We start from the raw sequence: 14524 nt of genomic DNA on the forward strand, positions 1-14524 counted from the left end.
AGTCGCCTCAGCCGGATGTGCGGCCCCCGGCACCCGTCAGCTTCCTGAAGTCCCACGACGCGACGGCGTCCGGCGTCAGGCGGACCCACGCGTGACGGCCGTCGTGCGGCATCGTGTCAAGGCCGAAGAGCTTCTGGGCGAACAGCCGCTCCGGCGCGTCGAGTTCGGGGCACGGCTCACCCGTGCGCGGGGCCTCGCCGACGAAGGTCACCGTGCCCGACAGCTCGACGCCGCGCAGCTCCCCGTACTCCTCGCCGGTGTCGACGACCACGGCGATCCGCGGGTCCTTGCGCAGGTCGGCCCAGCGCTTGCTGCGGATGATCGAGTACAGCCACAGCGAGGTGCCGTCCCAGGCGAACCAGAGCGTGCTGACGTGCGGGGCGCCGTCCGCGGACACGGTCGCCACCCGGCAGGTGCGTTCCGCGGCGAGGAAGGCGTCGAGCTCGTCCGGCGTCATCATGATCCTGCGGCCCCGGCGCTGCGTGACGGCCATGTGGATGTCCCTCCCGAGTGGCGATCCGGCCGCACGACCCCTCGTACGGCCGACCTGGCTGCACCGGCTTACCTGACATCCCGTCAGGGGCCCGCGTCAGGAAAGGATGAGGGCTCTTCCTTCGTGACGCAATGGCCGTTAGCCTCGCGCGGATTCCGGGCCCGTGCGCCGGCCCGTCCCGCCGGCGTCCCGGACGTCCGCGACAAGGGGGAGCCATGCCGTCGTACGAACAGCTCAGGGAACTCCTCGATCCCGCCACCACGGCCCTGCTGACCGTCGAGTGCCAGCAGGGCGTCATCGGCACGGAGAGCGCCCTGCCCGAACTCGCCGCCGAGGCGCGGTCCTCGGGCGCACTCGCCAATGTCGCCCGGCTGGTCGCCGCGGCCCACCTGAGCGGCGTCCAGGTCCTGCACGCGATCGCCGAACGGCGGCCCGACGGACGCGGGGCCAATCGCAACGCCCGGCTCTTCCGCGCCGCCGAACGGCTGCCCGTGCGGCAGCTCTCGGGCACCGCGGCCGTGCGTGTCGCACCGCCGATCGAGGTGGCGGACGAGGACTTCCTCGTGCGCCGCCTGCACGGTCTCTCACCCGTCGCGGGCACCGACGTGGACGCCCTGCTGCGCAATATCGGCTGCCGGACCCTGCTCGTCACCGGGGTCTCCGCCAACGTCGCGATCCCGAACGCCGTGTTCGACGCCGTGAACCTCGGCTACACCGCCGTCGTGCCCGCCGACGCCATCGCGGGAGTCCCCGCCGACTACACGAAGGCGATGATCCGCAACACGCTCGCGCTCGTCGCCACCGTCACCACCACGGGGGAGATCCTGAGCGCCTGGAAGCGCCCGCGACGCGCCGGTTAGGGCATGTGCATTCTTCCGGCCGGGGGGCGGGGGCAAAGGGCAGGCGTTCAGGCCAGCTTGACCGAGCCGCCCGTCACGGTGATCTCGGCGGCCGGCAGCGGCTTCGGCGCGGGGCCGCCCTTGACGCTGCCGTCCGCCACGTCGAACTTGCTGCCGTGGCAGGGGCAGTTGATGGTGCCGCCCTCGAGACTCGACACCGGGCACTGTTTGTGGGTGCACCGGTTCGAGAAGGCCTTGAACCGGCCCTTGACCGGCTGGGTGACGACCACGCCCGCGTCCTTGAAGATCTTGCCGCCGCCCACCGGAATCTCCGACGTCCTGGCCAGCACGGTCCCGGCGGCCCCCGCGTCACCGCCCGGCGCCTGCGCGCCCGCGGGTTCGGAGGAGTCGTCGCTGTCACCCGCCCCGCAGGCGGTGAGCGCGGCGGCGAAGCCCGCGGCGCCGAGTGTGGCCACGACGGTGCGGCGGCAGGGCCCGGAAACGGTCTCTTCGGAAGTCGTCATGGCCAGTGATACGGGGCTCCGGGCCCCGGTGTTCAAACATTCACCACGGCATTCCGACGTTCAGGCATGTCCGCCCGGAAGAGCGGCGTGGGCCGGACGGGCGGTCGGCTTCAAGTGCTTGTTCAGGAAGTCCAGTTCGAGCCGCAACAGATTCGCGGCCTGGTCCTCCTGGCTCAGCAGGTGGCTCGCGCCGGACAGCGGCAGCACGGTGTGCGGACGCCCCGCGGCCAGCAGGGCCGAGGAGAGGCGCAGCATGTGCACGGGGAGCACGTTGTCGTCGGACAGCCCGTGGACCAGCATCAGCGGCCGGCTCAGCCGATGCGCGTGCGCGACCAGGGAGCAGTTCTCGTACGCGGCGGGGCGCACGTCCGGGTGCCCCAGATAGCGCTCCTTCCAGTGCGTGTCGTAGAGGCGCAGGTCCGAGGGGGCCGCGCCCGCAACTGCCGCGTGGAAGACGTCGGGGCGGTGCAGCACGGCGCCCGCCGCCAGGTACCCGCCGAACGACCAGCCACGGATGCCGACGCGCTCCGGATCGAGGTCGGGGAACCGCTCGGCGGCGGCGTGCACCGCGGCCACCTGGTCGTCGAGCACGGGGGTCAGCTGGTCGCCGTGGACGGCCTTCGCCCAGTCCTCGCCGCGCCCCGGAGTGCCGCGCCCGTCCGCGATCAGTACCGCGTACCCCTGCTCGGCGAACCACTGGGCCACAACCGTCCACCACGCGCGCGCGTGGACCACGAGTTGGATGCCCGGACCGCTGTAGGGGCAGAGCAGCACCGGCAGCTTTCCCGAACCCGGCTCGTACCAGGACGGCAGGTACAGCGCGCCGCGCAACTCCCGCTTCCCGAGGGTGAGGTGGCGGGGGCGCGGGGTCACGACCGGCTCCTCGGCGTACACGGCGATCCGGCCGACCGGCTCGCCCCCGCGCAGCACGGTCACCGTCTGCCCGTCGGGCGTCCTGCTGTCGAGTACCACGGTGTCGCCCCCGACGGCTGCCGTGTGGACGCCGGGACCCGAGCTGATCTGCTTCAGGGTGCCGGTGCCGGAGCGGCGTTCGGGGCCGGGCCCGTGGCCCGCGTGGTCGAACGTCCAGACGTGGACCTCCGTCGGCTCGGTCGACGCGGTGAACCACAGGCGCTCGCCCGCGGCGGCCAGGACCTCGCGCACCTCAAGGCCGCCGGGCGTGCTCGTGTCGCCCACCCACAGACCGCGCGTGCGGCCCTGTACGTCTCCGTGCCGGACGACCCGACCGCTCTCCAGGCGCAGCGGTGTACCCGGCATCAGCTCCAGCCAGGCGGGATCGTGCCGTCGGCCGAGCAGGCGTGTCCGGCCGGTCTCGGGGTCGACCTCCAGGAGGTGGACCGAACGCTGGTCACGGGTCTGCAGAGTGATCAGCGGCCCGTGGGCGTCCCAGCGCGCCGTGGGGACGTAGTCGAAGGCGTCGTCCGTCCACTGCTCGGCGACGGGGTGGTCCGCCGCGCGCTCCGGGGTGACCACCGCGGTCCTGGTGCCGTCCGTGCGCACGATGTGCAGCGACGTCTCGGCGTTGGCGGTACCGGCCGCCGGGTAGCGGACGGCGCGCGGCGGGCGCTCCGGGTGCGCCGGGTCCGAGAGCCACCAGACGCGTACCGCAGAGGCGTCCACACGCGCGACGAGCAGGGCGTCGCTCTTCGGGGACCACCAGAAGCCGCGCTGTCTGTCCATGGACTCGGCGGCCACGTGGTCGGCGAGCCCGTAGGTGACCGCCGCGCCCTCGGGCTCCGCGAGCGCCCTGTCACCCGTACCGTCGGCGCCGACCACCCGCAGGGCGCTGTCGCAGACGTACGCGATGAGGGCCCCGTCCGGCGAGGGGCGCGGGTCGACCGCCGGGCCCGCCGTGCGGATCCGGCGCGGCGGGCCGCCGGCCGTCTCCACCACCCAGAGCGCCCCGCCCAGCGTGAAGGCGGCCACGCGCGCGTGGTGGTCGCTCGCGTAGGCCACCACTCCTTGCGTCGTCTCGCGCGCCCGCTCCCTGCGGACCCGCTCCGCCTCCGGCACCGGACCCTCGGCCCCCAGCGCCCGCGGATCGGCGAGCACGCGCTCGGCCCCGTCCTCGTACAGCCACAGCCTGCCGACCGGATCGTCGCCCGCCGTCGACCGCACGAACAGCACCCGCTCGCCGTCCGGGGAGACCGTGAAGCCGCGCGGCACACCCAGGGAGAAGCGGCGCGTGCGCGCGAACTGGCGGGGAAGATCAATCGACTCCATGCCGGGCACTGTAAGCACCTCCCACGTGATCCAACAGCGTGGAACCGGCAGTAATCTGGGGCAATGCTCAGCGAAGTCACCGCGGTCCGCTACGTCACGCCCCTGCGGGAGGGCGGATCGCTGCCCGGGGTCGTCGAGGCCGACGACCACGGGACGTACGGGACGTACGTCATCAAGTTCACCGGCGCGGGACAAGGGCGCAAGACGCTCGTCGCCGAGGTGATCTGCGGTGAGCTGGCCCGCGGGCTCGGCCTGCGCGTGCCGCGTCTCGTGGCGGTCCGGCTCGACCCGGTCCTCGGACTCGGCGAGCCCGACGAGCGGGTCCAGGAACTGCTGAAGGCGAGCGGCGGCCTCAACCTCGGCATGGACTTCCTCTCCGGCGCGCTCGGCTTCGACCCGCTCGCCTACGACGTCGGCCCGGCCGAGGCCGGCCGCATCGTCTGGTTCGACGCCCTGATCAACAACGTGGACCGGTCCTGGCGCAACCCCAACCTGCTCCGCCTGCACGGCGATCTCTGGCTCATCGACCACGGGGCGAGCATGATCTGGCACCACAACTGGCGCACCGCCGAGACCGCGGCCGCCAAGCCGTACGACGCGTCCGACCACGTCCTCGCCCCCTACGGCCCCGACATCGCGGCCGCCGCCGCCGAGCTGGCCCCCCGCGTCACCGAGGAACTGCTCGCCGGGGCCGCGGCCGCGGTGCCCGACGAGTGGCTGGCCGACGAGCCCGGCTTCGCGAGCCCGGACGACGTGCGCCGCGCCTATGTGGCCGCGCTGCTGCCGCGCGCAGCGACCATCCACGAACGGATCGCGCTGGGCGAACCGCAGCCGAAGGGTGCCCTCAAGTGACGAAGCGGGACGTCTTCGAGTACGCGCTGGTGCGTGTCGTGCCCCGGGTGGAGCGCGGCGAGCAGATCAACGCGGGGGTCGTGGTCTACTGCCGCGCCAAGTCCTTCGTGGCCGCCCGCACCCACCTGGACGAGGCCAGGCTGCGCGCCCTGGATCCGGCGGCCGACGTGGCCGGCATCAGGGCCGGGCTCGGCGCCGTCGAGCGGATCTGCGAGGGCGGCGAGGCCGCGGGCCAGGCCGAGCACGACGACGCGGGGCGGCGCTTCAGGTGGCTGATCGCGCCCCGCTCCACGGTGATCCAGCCGGGTCCGGTGCACACGGGCCTGACGGCGGATCCCGGGGCCGAGGTCGACCGTCTCCTGCAACTGTTGGTGAGGTAAAGCGTCACACCTCTCCTGTGGGCCGTTGACACCCGGTGCCAGGGCTTCTAGCGTCTCGTCCAGCTGAAGGTACTAAGCGGTCGCTCACCATCGGGGCGTACCGTGGGCCGCACCCCCAAGAGCCGTATCCAAGGGCGAGGAGAACCAGCATGTCCACCACAGAGCAGCGCGTCGCTGTCGTGACCGGCGCGGCACGAGGCATCGGCGCCGCGACCGCCGTACGCCTCGCCGCCGAGGGCCGCGCCGTGGCCGTCATCGACCTCGACGAGGCCGCCTGCAAGGACACCGTCGCGCAGATCACCGCGGCCGGCGGCAAGGCGCTCGCCGTGGGCTGCGACGTGTCCGACGAGGCCCAGGTCGAGGCCGCCGTGGCCCGCATCGCCGAGGAGCTCGGCGCGCCGACGATCCTCGTCAACAACGCCGGTGTGCTCCGCGACAACCTCCTCTTCAAGATGAGCGCGGGCGACTGGGACACGGTCATGAACGTGCACCTGCGCGGCGCCTTCCTGATGACCAAGGCCTGCCAGAAGCACATGGTGGACGCCAAGTTCGGCCGCGTCGTGAACCTCTCCTCGTCCTCCGCGCTCGGCAACCGCGGCCAGGCCAACTACGCCGCGGCCAAGGCGGGACTGCAAGGCTTCACCAAGACCCTCGCCAAGGAACTCGGCAAGTTCGGCGTCACCGCCAACTCCGTCGCCCCGGGCTTCATCGTCACCGAGATGACGAAGGCCACCGCCGAAAGGGTCGGCATGGGCTTCGAGGACTTCCAGGCCGCGGCCGCCACCCAGATCCCGGTGCAGCGCGTCGGCCGCCCCGAGGACATCGCCAACGCCATCGCCTTCTTCACGGGCGACGCGGCGGGCTTTGTCTCCGGGCAGGTCATGTACGTCGCCGGCGGCCCGCTCAACTGACCCGGAAGGCGGAGACAGACCATGGCTGTGCAGGACAGTGGGAAGGTCGCGCTCATCACGGGCGCGAGCCGCGGCATCGGATACGGCATCGCCGAGGCGCTGGTCGCCCGCGGCGACCGGGTCTGCATCACCGGACGCAACGAGGACGCCCTCAAGGAGGCCGTCGAGAAGCTCGGCTCCGACCGGGTCATCGGCGTCGCGGGCAAGGCCCATGACGAGGCGCACCAGGCGGTCGCCGTCGAGCGCACGATGGAGGCGTTCGGCAGGGTCGACTTCCTGATCAACAACGCGGGCACCAACCCGGTCTTCGGCCCGATGGCCGAGCTCGACCTCAACGTGGCCCGCAAGGTGTACGAGACCAACGTCATCTCGGCGCTCGGCTTCGCCCAGCAGACCTGGAAGGCCTGGCAGAGCGAGAACGGCGGCGCGATCGTGAACATCGCCTCCGTCGCCGGTGTCTCCGCCTCGCCCTTCATCGGCGCGTACGGGATGAGCAAGGCCGCCATGGTCAACCTCAGCCTTCAGCTGGCGCACGAGTTCGCACCGAAGGTGCGCGTGAACTCCATCGCGCCCGCCGTCGTCAAGACCAAGTTCGCCCAGGCCCTGTACGAGGGCAGGGAGGCGGAGGCGGCCGCCTCCTACCCGCTCGGCCGGCTCGGTGTGCCGGAGGACATCGGGGGCGCCGCCGCGTTCCTCACCTCCGGCCAGTCCGACTGGATCACGGGCCAGACACTCGTGGTCGACGGCGGCATCTTCCTCAATGCGGGCGTCGGCTGACCAAGGCCGCACACCCGCCCAGTACGCCTCTTTCAGTGACGTACGCACTCATCAAGTGCCCTGTCGGAATCCGCAGTTGGACCGGCGGGGCACTGCGATATTGTCTCCCGATTCCATGGCATGGCCGATCGAGGAGCGTGCGCGTGTTCAGTGAAGTTCCCCCAGCCAGGCGGACCAGAGGTCTGCGTCCGGTGGCGGCGATCGCGTCCATATCGCTGCTCGCCGGATGCGGAATGCTGTCCTCCGAGGGATCGGACGACGACGAGCAGATCACCGTCGGCACGATGAGCGCGCCGAGCACCCTGGACCCGGCGAAGGCCTGGGACAGCTCGTGGGAGCTGTACAGGAACGTCTTCCAGACGCTGCTCAGCTTCCCCTCGGGCGCCACCGAGCCCGAACCGGACGCGGCGGAGTCCTGCCGGTTCAGCGACTCCTCCAGCACGGTCTTCACCTGTGAGCTCCGCAGTGGCCTGCGGTTCTCCGACGGCGACACGCTGGACGCGGCGGCCGTGAAGTACTCCTTCGACCGGATACGGAAGATCGGGGCTAAGGGCGGACCGACCGGGCTGCTCGGGTCGCTCGACACGGTCGAGGCGAAGGGGAAGCGGACCGTCATCTTCCGCCTCAAGAAGGCGGACGCGACGTTCCCGTTCGTTCTCGCGACCCCGGCCATGTCGATCGTCGACCCCGTCGAGTACCCGGCGGACCGGCTCCGCGAGGGCGACGAGATCACCGGCTCCGGGCCCTACACCCTCGACGCGTACACCGCGAACGAGAAGGCGGAGCTGCGCAGGAACGACAAGTACAAGGGCGCGGCCGACGTCAAGAACGAAGCCGTCACCATCCGCTACTTCAAGAAGTCCTCGGCCATGGTCGACGCCCTGAAGGACAAGCAGATAGATGTGACCTTCCGCGGTCTGGCCTCGAAGGACATCGTCGAGATGCAGGGCAGGGGCAGGCGCGAGCAGGACATCGAGCTCGTCGAGGGCGCGGGCACCGAGATCCGCTACCTGGTGTTCAACACCAAGGACCCGTGGGTGCGGAAGCTGCCCGTCCGGCGGGCCTTCGCGCAGCTCGTCGACCGCGGGGCCATCGCCCACAAGATCTACAAGGACACCGTGGAGCCGCTGTACTCGATGGTGCCGCGCGGGCTCACGGGTCACGCCACCGGCTTCTTCGACGAGTACGGCAACCCCAGCGCGGCCAAGGCCAGGAAGATCCTCACCGACGCCGGAATCCACGGGCCGGTCCCGCTCACCCTCTGGTACACCACCGACCGCTACGGTTCGGCGACCGAGGCGGAGTTCGCCGAGATCAAGCGGCAGCTGGAGGGCTCGGGGCTCTTCAGGATCACGCTCAAGAGCCGTCCCTGGACCGAGTTCCAGGAGGGGTACAGCAACGGCGAGTACCCCGTCTTTGGACGCGGGTGGTTCCCCGACTTCCCGGACGCGGACAACTTCATCGCGCCGTTCGTGGGCCCGAAGAACGTCCTCAACACGCCGTACCCGTCCAAGGAGATCACCGACGAGGTGCTGCCGCGCGAGCGCAGGGAGGCCGACCGGGGCGCGGTGATCAACGATTTCCAGCGGGCCCAGGACATCCTCGTCGACGACGTCAGGCTGCTGCCGCTGTGGCAAGGCAAGCAGTACATCCTGTCCAGCGAGGAGATCGCGGGCGGCGAGCGAGCCCTCGACCCCTCCGCGATCATGATGATGTGGGAGCTGCAGCGCAAGACCAGCTGGTAGCCGGGCACCGGCGGGCGGGCGGCCGGACCGATTGTCAGTGCGCGCCGGTAGGTTCTGGGGTTCAGAGACTGGATCTGAGAAATGACCGTACACCGGAGGTTGTTGACGTGACCGACATCGCCATGCTGCCCGCGTCCTGGCGCGGAGTCCTCGGCGAGGAACTCCAGAAGCCCTACTTCAGGGAGCTCACCGAGTTCGTCGAGGAGGAGCGGGCGAAGGGCCCTGTCTACCCGCCGCGCGAGGAGGTCTTCGCCGCCCTCGACGCGACGCCGTACGACCGGGTGAAGGTCCTGGTCCTCGGCCAGGACCCCTACCACGGCGCGGGCCAGGGGCACGGGCTCTGCTTCTCCGTGCGCCCCGGTGTGAAGACCCCGCCCTCGCTGCGGAACATCTACAAGGAGATGAAGGAGGAACTCGGCCACCCCGTGCCGGACAACGGCTACCTGATGCCGTGGGCCAGGCAGGGTGTCCTCCTGCTCAACGCGGTGCTCACGGTCCGTGCCGGGGAGGCCAACTCCCACAAGAGCAAGGGCTGGGAGAAGTTCACGGACGCGGTGATCCGCGCGGTGGCCGACCGCCCCGACCCGGCCGTCTTCGTCCTGTGGGGGAACTACGCCCAGAAGAAGCTCCCCCTCATCGACACGGAGCGGCACATCGTGGTGAAGGGCGCGCATCCCTCGCCGCTCTCCGCGAAGAAGTTCTTCGGCTCGCGCCCGTTCACGCAGATCAACGAAGCGGTCGAGGCGCAGGGGCACGAGCCGATCGACTGGCGGATCCCGGACATCGGCTGAGGTCTCCGGGCCGGGAGCCTGTCTTCGGGGTTTCCCGGCCGAGGGGGCCGCGGGCGTCACCGGCCTGGCCCAGCGCCGGGGGTGAGCGCCCCGCCCGCGAACGTGCCTGACCGTGATTGTCAGTGGTGGCCGCTAGCGTCGTGAGGGATGGGGGCTACGGCCGTACGACCACGGAGGACCCGGTGACGGAGCAGCAGGAGCAGACGGCGGAGGACGCGATGATGACCCGGATCGGGCAGGCGGTCATGCTGCACCACGGCGGCGACCGCGAGGAGGCGCAGGACCGCTTCCTCGGCCTGTGGGGGGAGATCGGCGAGGACGGCGACGCGCTGCACCGCTGCACGCTCGCGCACTACATGGCGGACACGCAGGCCGACCCCTCGGACGAACTGGCGTGGGACCTGCGGGCGTTGTCGGCGGCCGACGAGCTCACCGACCAGCGCCTGAACGAGCACCACCAATCGCTCGCGGTGCGCGGCTTCTACCCCTCCCTGCATCTGAACATCGCCGCGGACTACGTGAAGCTGGGCCGTCCGGAAGCGGCCCGCAGCCATCTGCGCCGGGCCCGCGGCGCGGTGGGCACCCTGGAGGACGACGGCTACGGCAACGGCATCAAGGAGGCCATCGCGAGGCTGGAGCGCGAGGTCGGGGAGGGCAGCGAGGAGGAGTAGGGAGGCAGGGGGGAGAGGGCAAGGGGGGGCAGGGGGAGGGGGCGGCGCGGAGAGTACGGCGCCGCCCGACGCGGGGCCGCCGCCCGACGCAGGGCCGCCCGATGTGGCACCGCCGCGTCAGCGGCCGTACGTCTCGCGGCAGATGACGGCCTGGGCGCTGCCCGGCGGCCAGTTGCCGTAGGCCTCGCCGAGCGCGCACACGTCGGCACCGGGCGCGGCGGGGGCCGTGGCCGGGGCGGGCCGGGTCGCTCCCGCGTCGGGCCGTGCCGGAGGGGGCCTGCGGGCCGGTTCCGAGGGCGCGGGCGCGGGCGGGCGCGCGGGCCGGGCGGGGCCGGGTGGGGGAGTCGACCGGGCGGCCTCGGGGGCGGTCGGCCGGGAGGTGGCGGGTCCGGGCGGGGTGCCCATACGCTCCAGCGCCTCGCGCGCCGGAGCCTGGACGACGCGCGGCCTGCTGCTCCCGTCGGGGTGGGGCGCGGGCGCCGACGTGGTGGCCGCGACGGGACCGGTCCCCGCGGGCCGCTCGACGCTCACGCACCCGGAGACGGTGGCCGTGACGGCAGTGACGGCCGCGGAGACGAGGAGCGCGGCGGTGGTCGTCGATCGATGCACCCGCGCAACTCTGCTGCGCGGAGCCAGTTGACCCGGGAAGTCCGGGAGGTTGCCCCGCACGGGTGATGCGGGACGCGCGGCACGGATGATCACGGCCTCTCACGGACGGAGGCCCCCCTCCCGCCTCACCCGTCCAGCATCCCCCTCAGCAGCTCCCCGACGCTCCTGCGAAGCTCCTCCTCCGTCGGCGTCGTGGCGTGGTACGAGCCCGCCACGCACGAGAACATCAGGCCGTCGCACCACGCCACGAGGGAGAGCGTGTGGAGCTCGGGGGCGGAGGAGCCCGCGGCCCGGAGCAGGGCCTCCAGGGGCTCCCTGAACTGGGCGCCCGCCGCGTCGTAGTGGGCGCGCAGTTCCGGTCTGCGGGTCGCCTCCAGGGCCAACTCGTAGCGCGATACGAGCAGTTGGCGGGCGTCGCCGGAGAGGTAGCGGTGCAGGGCGGCGGCCAGGCCGGTGACCACCTGCTCGCGGCCGGCCGCCAGGGCGGGCATGTCGGCAGGGCTCAGGAGCTCCGCCTCGCGTTCGGCCTGTCGCCGCACCGCCGTCTCCAGGAGGGCGAGCCGAGTGCGCGCGTGATTGGACGTGGACCCCTGCGGCAGTCCCGCCGCCTCGTCGACGGCCCGGTGGGTGAGGCCGCGCATACCGCGCTCCGCGAGCAGGGAGAGGGCGGCGTCGGCGATGAGCTGGGGGCGGGTGGGTCCCGCGCTGCGTACGGACATGGCGAAAACCTTACCTCCCTCACTACAGATGTAGTACGGTCATCCTCGGCGTCGCGCACTACATCTGTAGTGCAGGAGGGCGCGGGAGTGGATGGCACGTACACAGTGGCCGTGTGCGGCGCCCCGGAGGAGGAGCCATGAAGCAGCAGCCCCACGCGGTCGTCATCGGCGGTGGCATCGGCGGACTCACCGCCGCCCTCGGCCTGTACGGGTCCGGGTGGCGCGTCACGGTCCTTGAGCGTGCCGCCTCCCTCAAGCCCGTGGGCGCCGGCATCGGACTCGCGCCCAACGGCCAGCGCGCCCTGGACGTCCACGGCCTCGGCGACCGGGTCCGTGCGCTGGCCGCCTGGCAGGGGGACGGCGGCATGCGTGCCCAGGACGGCCGCTGGCTGGTGCGCACGAGTGCGGCCGAGACCCAAGCGGCGTACGGCGGAAGCCTGGTGATGCTGCACCGCGCGACCCTCGTCGACCTGCTGGTCTCCGCGCTGCCCGAGAAGGCGCTGCGTACCGGCGCGCGGGCCCGGCTGTCGGACCCGGGCGCCGCGGGCCGCCGCGCCGTCGTCAGCACCGACGACGGCGACATCGAGGCGGACCTCGTCGTCGGCGCCGACGGCATCGACTCCGCCGTGCGGGCCGCTCTCTTCCCGGTGCACCCGCGCCCCGGGTACGCGGGCTTCACCGCCTGGCGGTTCGTCGTCCCGGCCCCCGACGAGCCCTTCGCGCCCCACGAGACCTGGGGCCGCGGCGGCGTCTGGGGCACGCAGCCGCTCAAGGACGGCAGGGTGTACGTGTACGCCACCGCCCGCCTCCCCGAGGGCGGCAGGGCGCCCGACGACGAGAAGGCCGAGCTGGAGCGCCGGTTCCGTGACTGGCACGACCCGATTCCCCGGCTGATCTGCGCCGTGGGCGCCGACAGCATCCTGCGCAACGACGTCCGTCACCTGCCCACGCCCCTCGCCGTCTTCCACCGGGGCCGCGTCGTCCTCGTCGGCGACGCCGCGCACGCCATGACGCCGAGCCTCGGCCAGGGCGGTAACCAGGCGATCGAGGACGGCGTCGTCCTCGCCCACCACGTGGCACCGGACGCCGACCTCGCCGCGGGCCTGGCCGCCTACAGCGCGGCGCGCGTCCCGCGTACCACGGACATCGTCCGCCGGTCGGCACGCACCTCCCGCGTCACGCACCTGACCGGCGCCCCGGCCATCGCCGTACGCGACGCCCTCATCTCGGCGGCGACGAGAATCGCCCCCCACTCCGTGCTGCGCGGCCTCTCCGCCATCACCGACTGGCGTCCCCCGCAGGCCCCTTGAACCCAGGCTCCATCAGCCGCGGGAACGGAGGCCGGGGCGGGGAGGGAGAAGCCACCCCCTCACCCCGCTCGGCCTCCCGGCTGTCGCGGGCGGCGCCGATCCAGGTGTCGAAGACCGGACCGGCGGGCATCGGGGCCGCCCCTGTGGGCAACCGGCTCTGCCCCCCGGTCTCCTGACGGGCTCCGCGAGGGCTCCTAGCGTCGTGGCGTGAGCCTTTGGACCTCCCTGGAACCTGCCTCCGTGACCGTCGACCCGGGCAGCGGCACCACCGTGCAGCTGCGGGTGCGCAACACCGGTGACATCGTCGACGAGTACCGCTTCGAACCGGTCGGCGACCTCGCGCCCTGGGCCACGGTGGAGCCGGCGATTTTGCGGCTCTACCCGGGGACGACCGGCACGGTGGAGCTGACGTTCGCCCCGCCCCGTACGCCCGACGCGGTCGCAGGACCGCACCCGTACGCGGTACGGATCACACCGGCGGAACACCGCTCCGCCGTCATCGTCCCCGAGGGGAACGTCACCGTCACTCCCTTCACCGAGGTGCGCGCCGAGCTGGTGCCGCCGACGGTGAAGGGGTGGTTCCGCGGACGGCCCCAGCTGGCCGTGGACAACATCGGCAACACCGGGGTCACCGCGTCACTCAGCGGCAACGACACCGGCGACAGGCTCTCCTACGACCTCCAGCCGGGCAACGTCCAGATCGAACCGGGGCGGGCCGCGTTCGTGAAGGCGACGCTGCGGCCCCGGCAGATCACCTGGTTCGGTTCCAAGCAGGAGCAGCCCTACGCGCTGGCCGTGCGGCGGTCCGGCAGCGAGCCGGTGAACGTGGACGGTGTCTTCGTGCAGCGCGGGGTCTTCCCGGGCTGGCTGGACCGCCGTGCTCGGCGTGGTCCTCGCGCTGACCGTCGCGTTCGTGACGATCTGGATGTCGAACCGGCCGCAGCTGCGGACCCAGGCCAGGGAGAAGCTGGAGCAGGGCGGCCGGCTCAAGCCGGACAGCCCGCCCCCGCCCCCGAAGAGCGCGCCGCCCGCCCCCGAGAAGCCGCAGGAGGCTCCCCAGGAGCCCGGCGGGGACGGCCAGAAGGACGAGAAGGACGCAGGCGGCGGTGACGGTGGCGGGGGCGGTGGCGGCGGCGAGAAGGACGAGCCCGACGAGGTGACGGCGGCCGACGCGGTGCGTGAGCTGGCCGGGAGCAGCGAGGGACGCCACATCTGCTACCGCGCCTTCGTCCAGGGCGACGGCTGGCAGGACGCCGTGTGCGACGGCGCGGAGGCAGGCGCGGCGGGCCAGGGCACCCCCATCAAGGCGCTCAACATCGCGGTGTCCGACACCCAGGGCGTCACCGGCACGGGCGCCTTCGTGGGCGAGGGCTGGCGGGAGGGGATCCCGTGGTCGAACGCGGACGACACCGAGGACATGTTCTTCGGCAGCACCGAGGAGGCCGACCCCGCCCTTGAGGGCTACACCTACAAGGTCTTCGACGGCTCCGTGTGCAGTGACGCCTACGTGAAGGACCGGGACTGGATGGGCGAGGTGTGCACCGACCCCGGCCAGTTCAAGTACCACGGGAGTCCGATGGAGCTGAACCTCCAGCTGGAGGCGGTCCGCTTCACCGTCTGACGAGTCGTCGGGGGAGAGGCCCACCCACGGGAGGCCCA

Annotated in this window: 14 protein-coding genes and 1 pseudogene; 10 read left to right on the forward strand and 5 right to left on the reverse strand. The window is 72.2% G+C overall.

Translation table 11 applies throughout. The features are described from left to right. Positions 1 to 7: 7 nt before the first annotated feature. Positions 8 to 493, reverse strand: coding sequence for a pyridoxamine 5'-phosphate oxidase family protein (locus ACFVYR_RS11030; protein ID WP_384251804.1), 486 nt, complete (start codon positions 491 to 493; stop codon positions 8 to 10). Positions 494 to 708: 215 nt separating this feature from the next. Between ACFVYR_RS11030 and ACFVYR_RS11035 the strand changes: the two genes are divergently transcribed. Continuing rightward, positions 709 to 1353: a cysteine hydrolase gene (locus ACFVYR_RS11035; RefSeq protein ID WP_384251807.1), complete on the forward strand. Its 645-nt coding sequence runs from the start codon at positions 709 to 711 to the stop codon at positions 1351 to 1353. A 47-nt stretch (positions 1354 to 1400) separates the two neighbouring features. On the opposite strand, the gene ACFVYR_RS11040 is transcribed toward ACFVYR_RS11035, so the two are convergent. Both ACFVYR_RS11040 and ACFVYR_RS11045 read right to left on the reverse strand, forming a co-directional pair. Next, positions 1401 to 1856, reverse strand: a complete 456-nt coding sequence (locus tag ACFVYR_RS11040) for a Rieske (2Fe-2S) protein (protein WP_384251810.1) — start codon at positions 1854 to 1856, stop codon at positions 1401 to 1403. A 60-nt stretch (positions 1857 to 1916) separates the two neighbouring features. Then, positions 1917 to 4100, reverse strand: a complete 2184-nt coding sequence (locus tag ACFVYR_RS11045) for a prolyl oligopeptidase family serine peptidase (protein ID WP_389611649.1) — start codon at positions 4098 to 4100, stop codon at positions 1917 to 1919. Between the two features lie 63 nt (positions 4101 to 4163). Here ACFVYR_RS11045 and ACFVYR_RS11050 point away from each other — a divergent pair, with 63 nt between their 5' ends. The 7 genes from ACFVYR_RS11050 to ACFVYR_RS11080 all read left to right on the forward strand — a co-directional run bounded on the left by ACFVYR_RS11050 (position 4164) and on the right by ACFVYR_RS11080 (position 10227). Next, on the forward strand, positions 4164 to 4952 hold the full coding sequence (locus ACFVYR_RS11050; protein WP_384251815.1) for a HipA family kinase: 789 nt from the start codon (positions 4164 to 4166) through the stop codon (positions 4950 to 4952). Further along, positions 4949 to 5332 (forward strand): DUF3037 domain-containing protein, encoded by a 384-nt coding sequence (locus ACFVYR_RS11055; protein ID WP_384251818.1) that lies wholly within the window; start codon positions 4949 to 4951, stop codon positions 5330 to 5332. Before ACFVYR_RS11050 ends, ACFVYR_RS11055 begins: the two co-directional genes overlap by 4 nt. 149 nt (positions 5333 to 5481) lie before the next feature. Further along, on the forward strand, positions 5482 to 6243 hold the full coding sequence (fabG, locus tag ACFVYR_RS11060) for a 3-oxoacyl-ACP reductase FabG (protein ID WP_384251821.1): 762 nt from the start codon (positions 5482 to 5484) through the stop codon (positions 6241 to 6243). Between the two features lie 21 nt (positions 6244 to 6264). Continuing rightward, the gene (locus tag ACFVYR_RS11065) at positions 6265 to 7020 is read left to right on the forward strand and encodes an SDR family oxidoreductase (RefSeq protein ID WP_384251823.1); all 756 of its coding nucleotides are present in this window, start codon (positions 6265 to 6267) and stop codon (positions 7018 to 7020) included. A gap of 137 nt (positions 7021 to 7157) precedes the next feature. Further along, positions 7158 to 8765 carry an ABC transporter substrate-binding protein gene (locus ACFVYR_RS11070; RefSeq protein ID WP_384251826.1) on the forward strand — a complete coding sequence of 536 codons (1608 nt, stop codon included), beginning with the start codon at positions 7158 to 7160 and terminating at the stop codon, positions 8763 to 8765. 107 nt (positions 8766 to 8872) lie between these two features. Next, positions 8873 to 9556 (forward strand): uracil-DNA glycosylase, encoded by a 684-nt coding sequence (gene ung, locus ACFVYR_RS11075; RefSeq protein ID WP_384251829.1) that lies wholly within the window; start codon positions 8873 to 8875, stop codon positions 9554 to 9556. A 182-nt stretch (positions 9557 to 9738) separates the two neighbouring features. Next, the gene (locus tag ACFVYR_RS11080; protein WP_384251831.1) at positions 9739 to 10227 is read left to right on the forward strand and encodes a hypothetical protein; all 489 of its coding nucleotides are present in this window, start codon (positions 9739 to 9741) and stop codon (positions 10225 to 10227) included. Positions 10228 to 10344: 117 nt separating this feature from the next. Here the strand turns inward: ACFVYR_RS11080 and ACFVYR_RS11085 are convergent, their stop codons facing one another. Both ACFVYR_RS11085 and ACFVYR_RS11090 read right to left on the reverse strand, forming a co-directional pair. Further along, positions 10345 to 10836 (reverse strand): hypothetical protein, encoded by a 492-nt coding sequence (locus ACFVYR_RS11085; RefSeq protein WP_384251833.1) that lies wholly within the window; start codon positions 10834 to 10836, stop codon positions 10345 to 10347. Positions 10837 to 10961: 125 nt separating this feature from the next. Beyond that, complete coding sequence (locus tag ACFVYR_RS11090; protein ID WP_384251836.1) at positions 10962 to 11555, reverse strand: TetR/AcrR family transcriptional regulator; 594 nt, start codon at positions 11553 to 11555, stop codon at positions 10962 to 10964. Positions 11556 to 11692: 137 nt separating this feature from the next. On the opposite strand from ACFVYR_RS11090, the gene ACFVYR_RS11095 reads away from it, so the two are divergent. Both ACFVYR_RS11095 and ACFVYR_RS11100 read left to right on the forward strand, forming a co-directional pair. Next, the gene (locus ACFVYR_RS11095) at positions 11693 to 12865 is read left to right on the forward strand and encodes an FAD-dependent monooxygenase (protein ID WP_384251838.1); all 1173 of its coding nucleotides are present in this window, start codon (positions 11693 to 11695) and stop codon (positions 12863 to 12865) included. A 207-nt stretch (positions 12866 to 13072) separates the two neighbouring features. Next, a pseudogene (locus ACFVYR_RS11100) lies at positions 13073 to 14486 on the forward strand (hydrolase). The last annotated feature ends 38 nt before the right edge of the window (positions 14487 to 14524 follow it).

Source organism: Streptomyces sp. NPDC058284 (assembly GCF_042881135.1).
Taxonomy (GTDB): domain Bacteria; phylum Actinomycetota; class Actinomycetes; order Streptomycetales; family Streptomycetaceae; genus Streptomyces.

What these genes read in the sequence shown, in the direction of transcription:
- ACFVYR_RS11030 (WP_384251804.1), bottom strand. Translation starts at nt 493, where the DNA reads ATGGCCGTCACGCAGCGCCGGGGCCGCAGGATCATGATGACGCCGGAC.
- ACFVYR_RS11035 (WP_384251807.1), top strand. Translation starts at nt 709, where the DNA reads ATGCCGTCGTACGAACAGCTCAGGGAACTCCTCGATCCCGCCACCACG.
- ACFVYR_RS11040 (WP_384251810.1), bottom strand. Translation starts at nt 1,856, where the DNA reads ATGACGACTTCCGAAGAGACCGTTTCCGGGCCCTGCCGCCGCACCGTC.
- ACFVYR_RS11045 (WP_389611649.1), bottom strand. Translation starts at nt 4,100, where the DNA reads ATGGAGTCGATTGATCTTCCCCGCCAGTTCGCGCGCACGCGCCGCTTC.
- ACFVYR_RS11050 (WP_384251815.1), top strand. Translation starts at nt 4,164, where the DNA reads ATGCTCAGCGAAGTCACCGCGGTCCGCTACGTCACGCCCCTGCGGGAG.
- fabG (WP_384251821.1), top strand. Translation starts at nt 5,482, where the DNA reads ATGTCCACCACAGAGCAGCGCGTCGCTGTCGTGACCGGCGCGGCACGA.
- ACFVYR_RS11065 (WP_384251823.1), top strand. Translation starts at nt 6,265, where the DNA reads ATGGCTGTGCAGGACAGTGGGAAGGTCGCGCTCATCACGGGCGCGAGC.
- ACFVYR_RS11090 (WP_384251836.1), bottom strand. Translation starts at nt 11,555, where the DNA reads ATGTCCGTACGCAGCGCGGGACCCACCCGCCCCCAGCTCATCGCCGAC.
- ACFVYR_RS11095 (WP_384251838.1), top strand. Translation starts at nt 11,693, where the DNA reads ATGAAGCAGCAGCCCCACGCGGTCGTCATCGGCGGTGGCATCGGCGGA.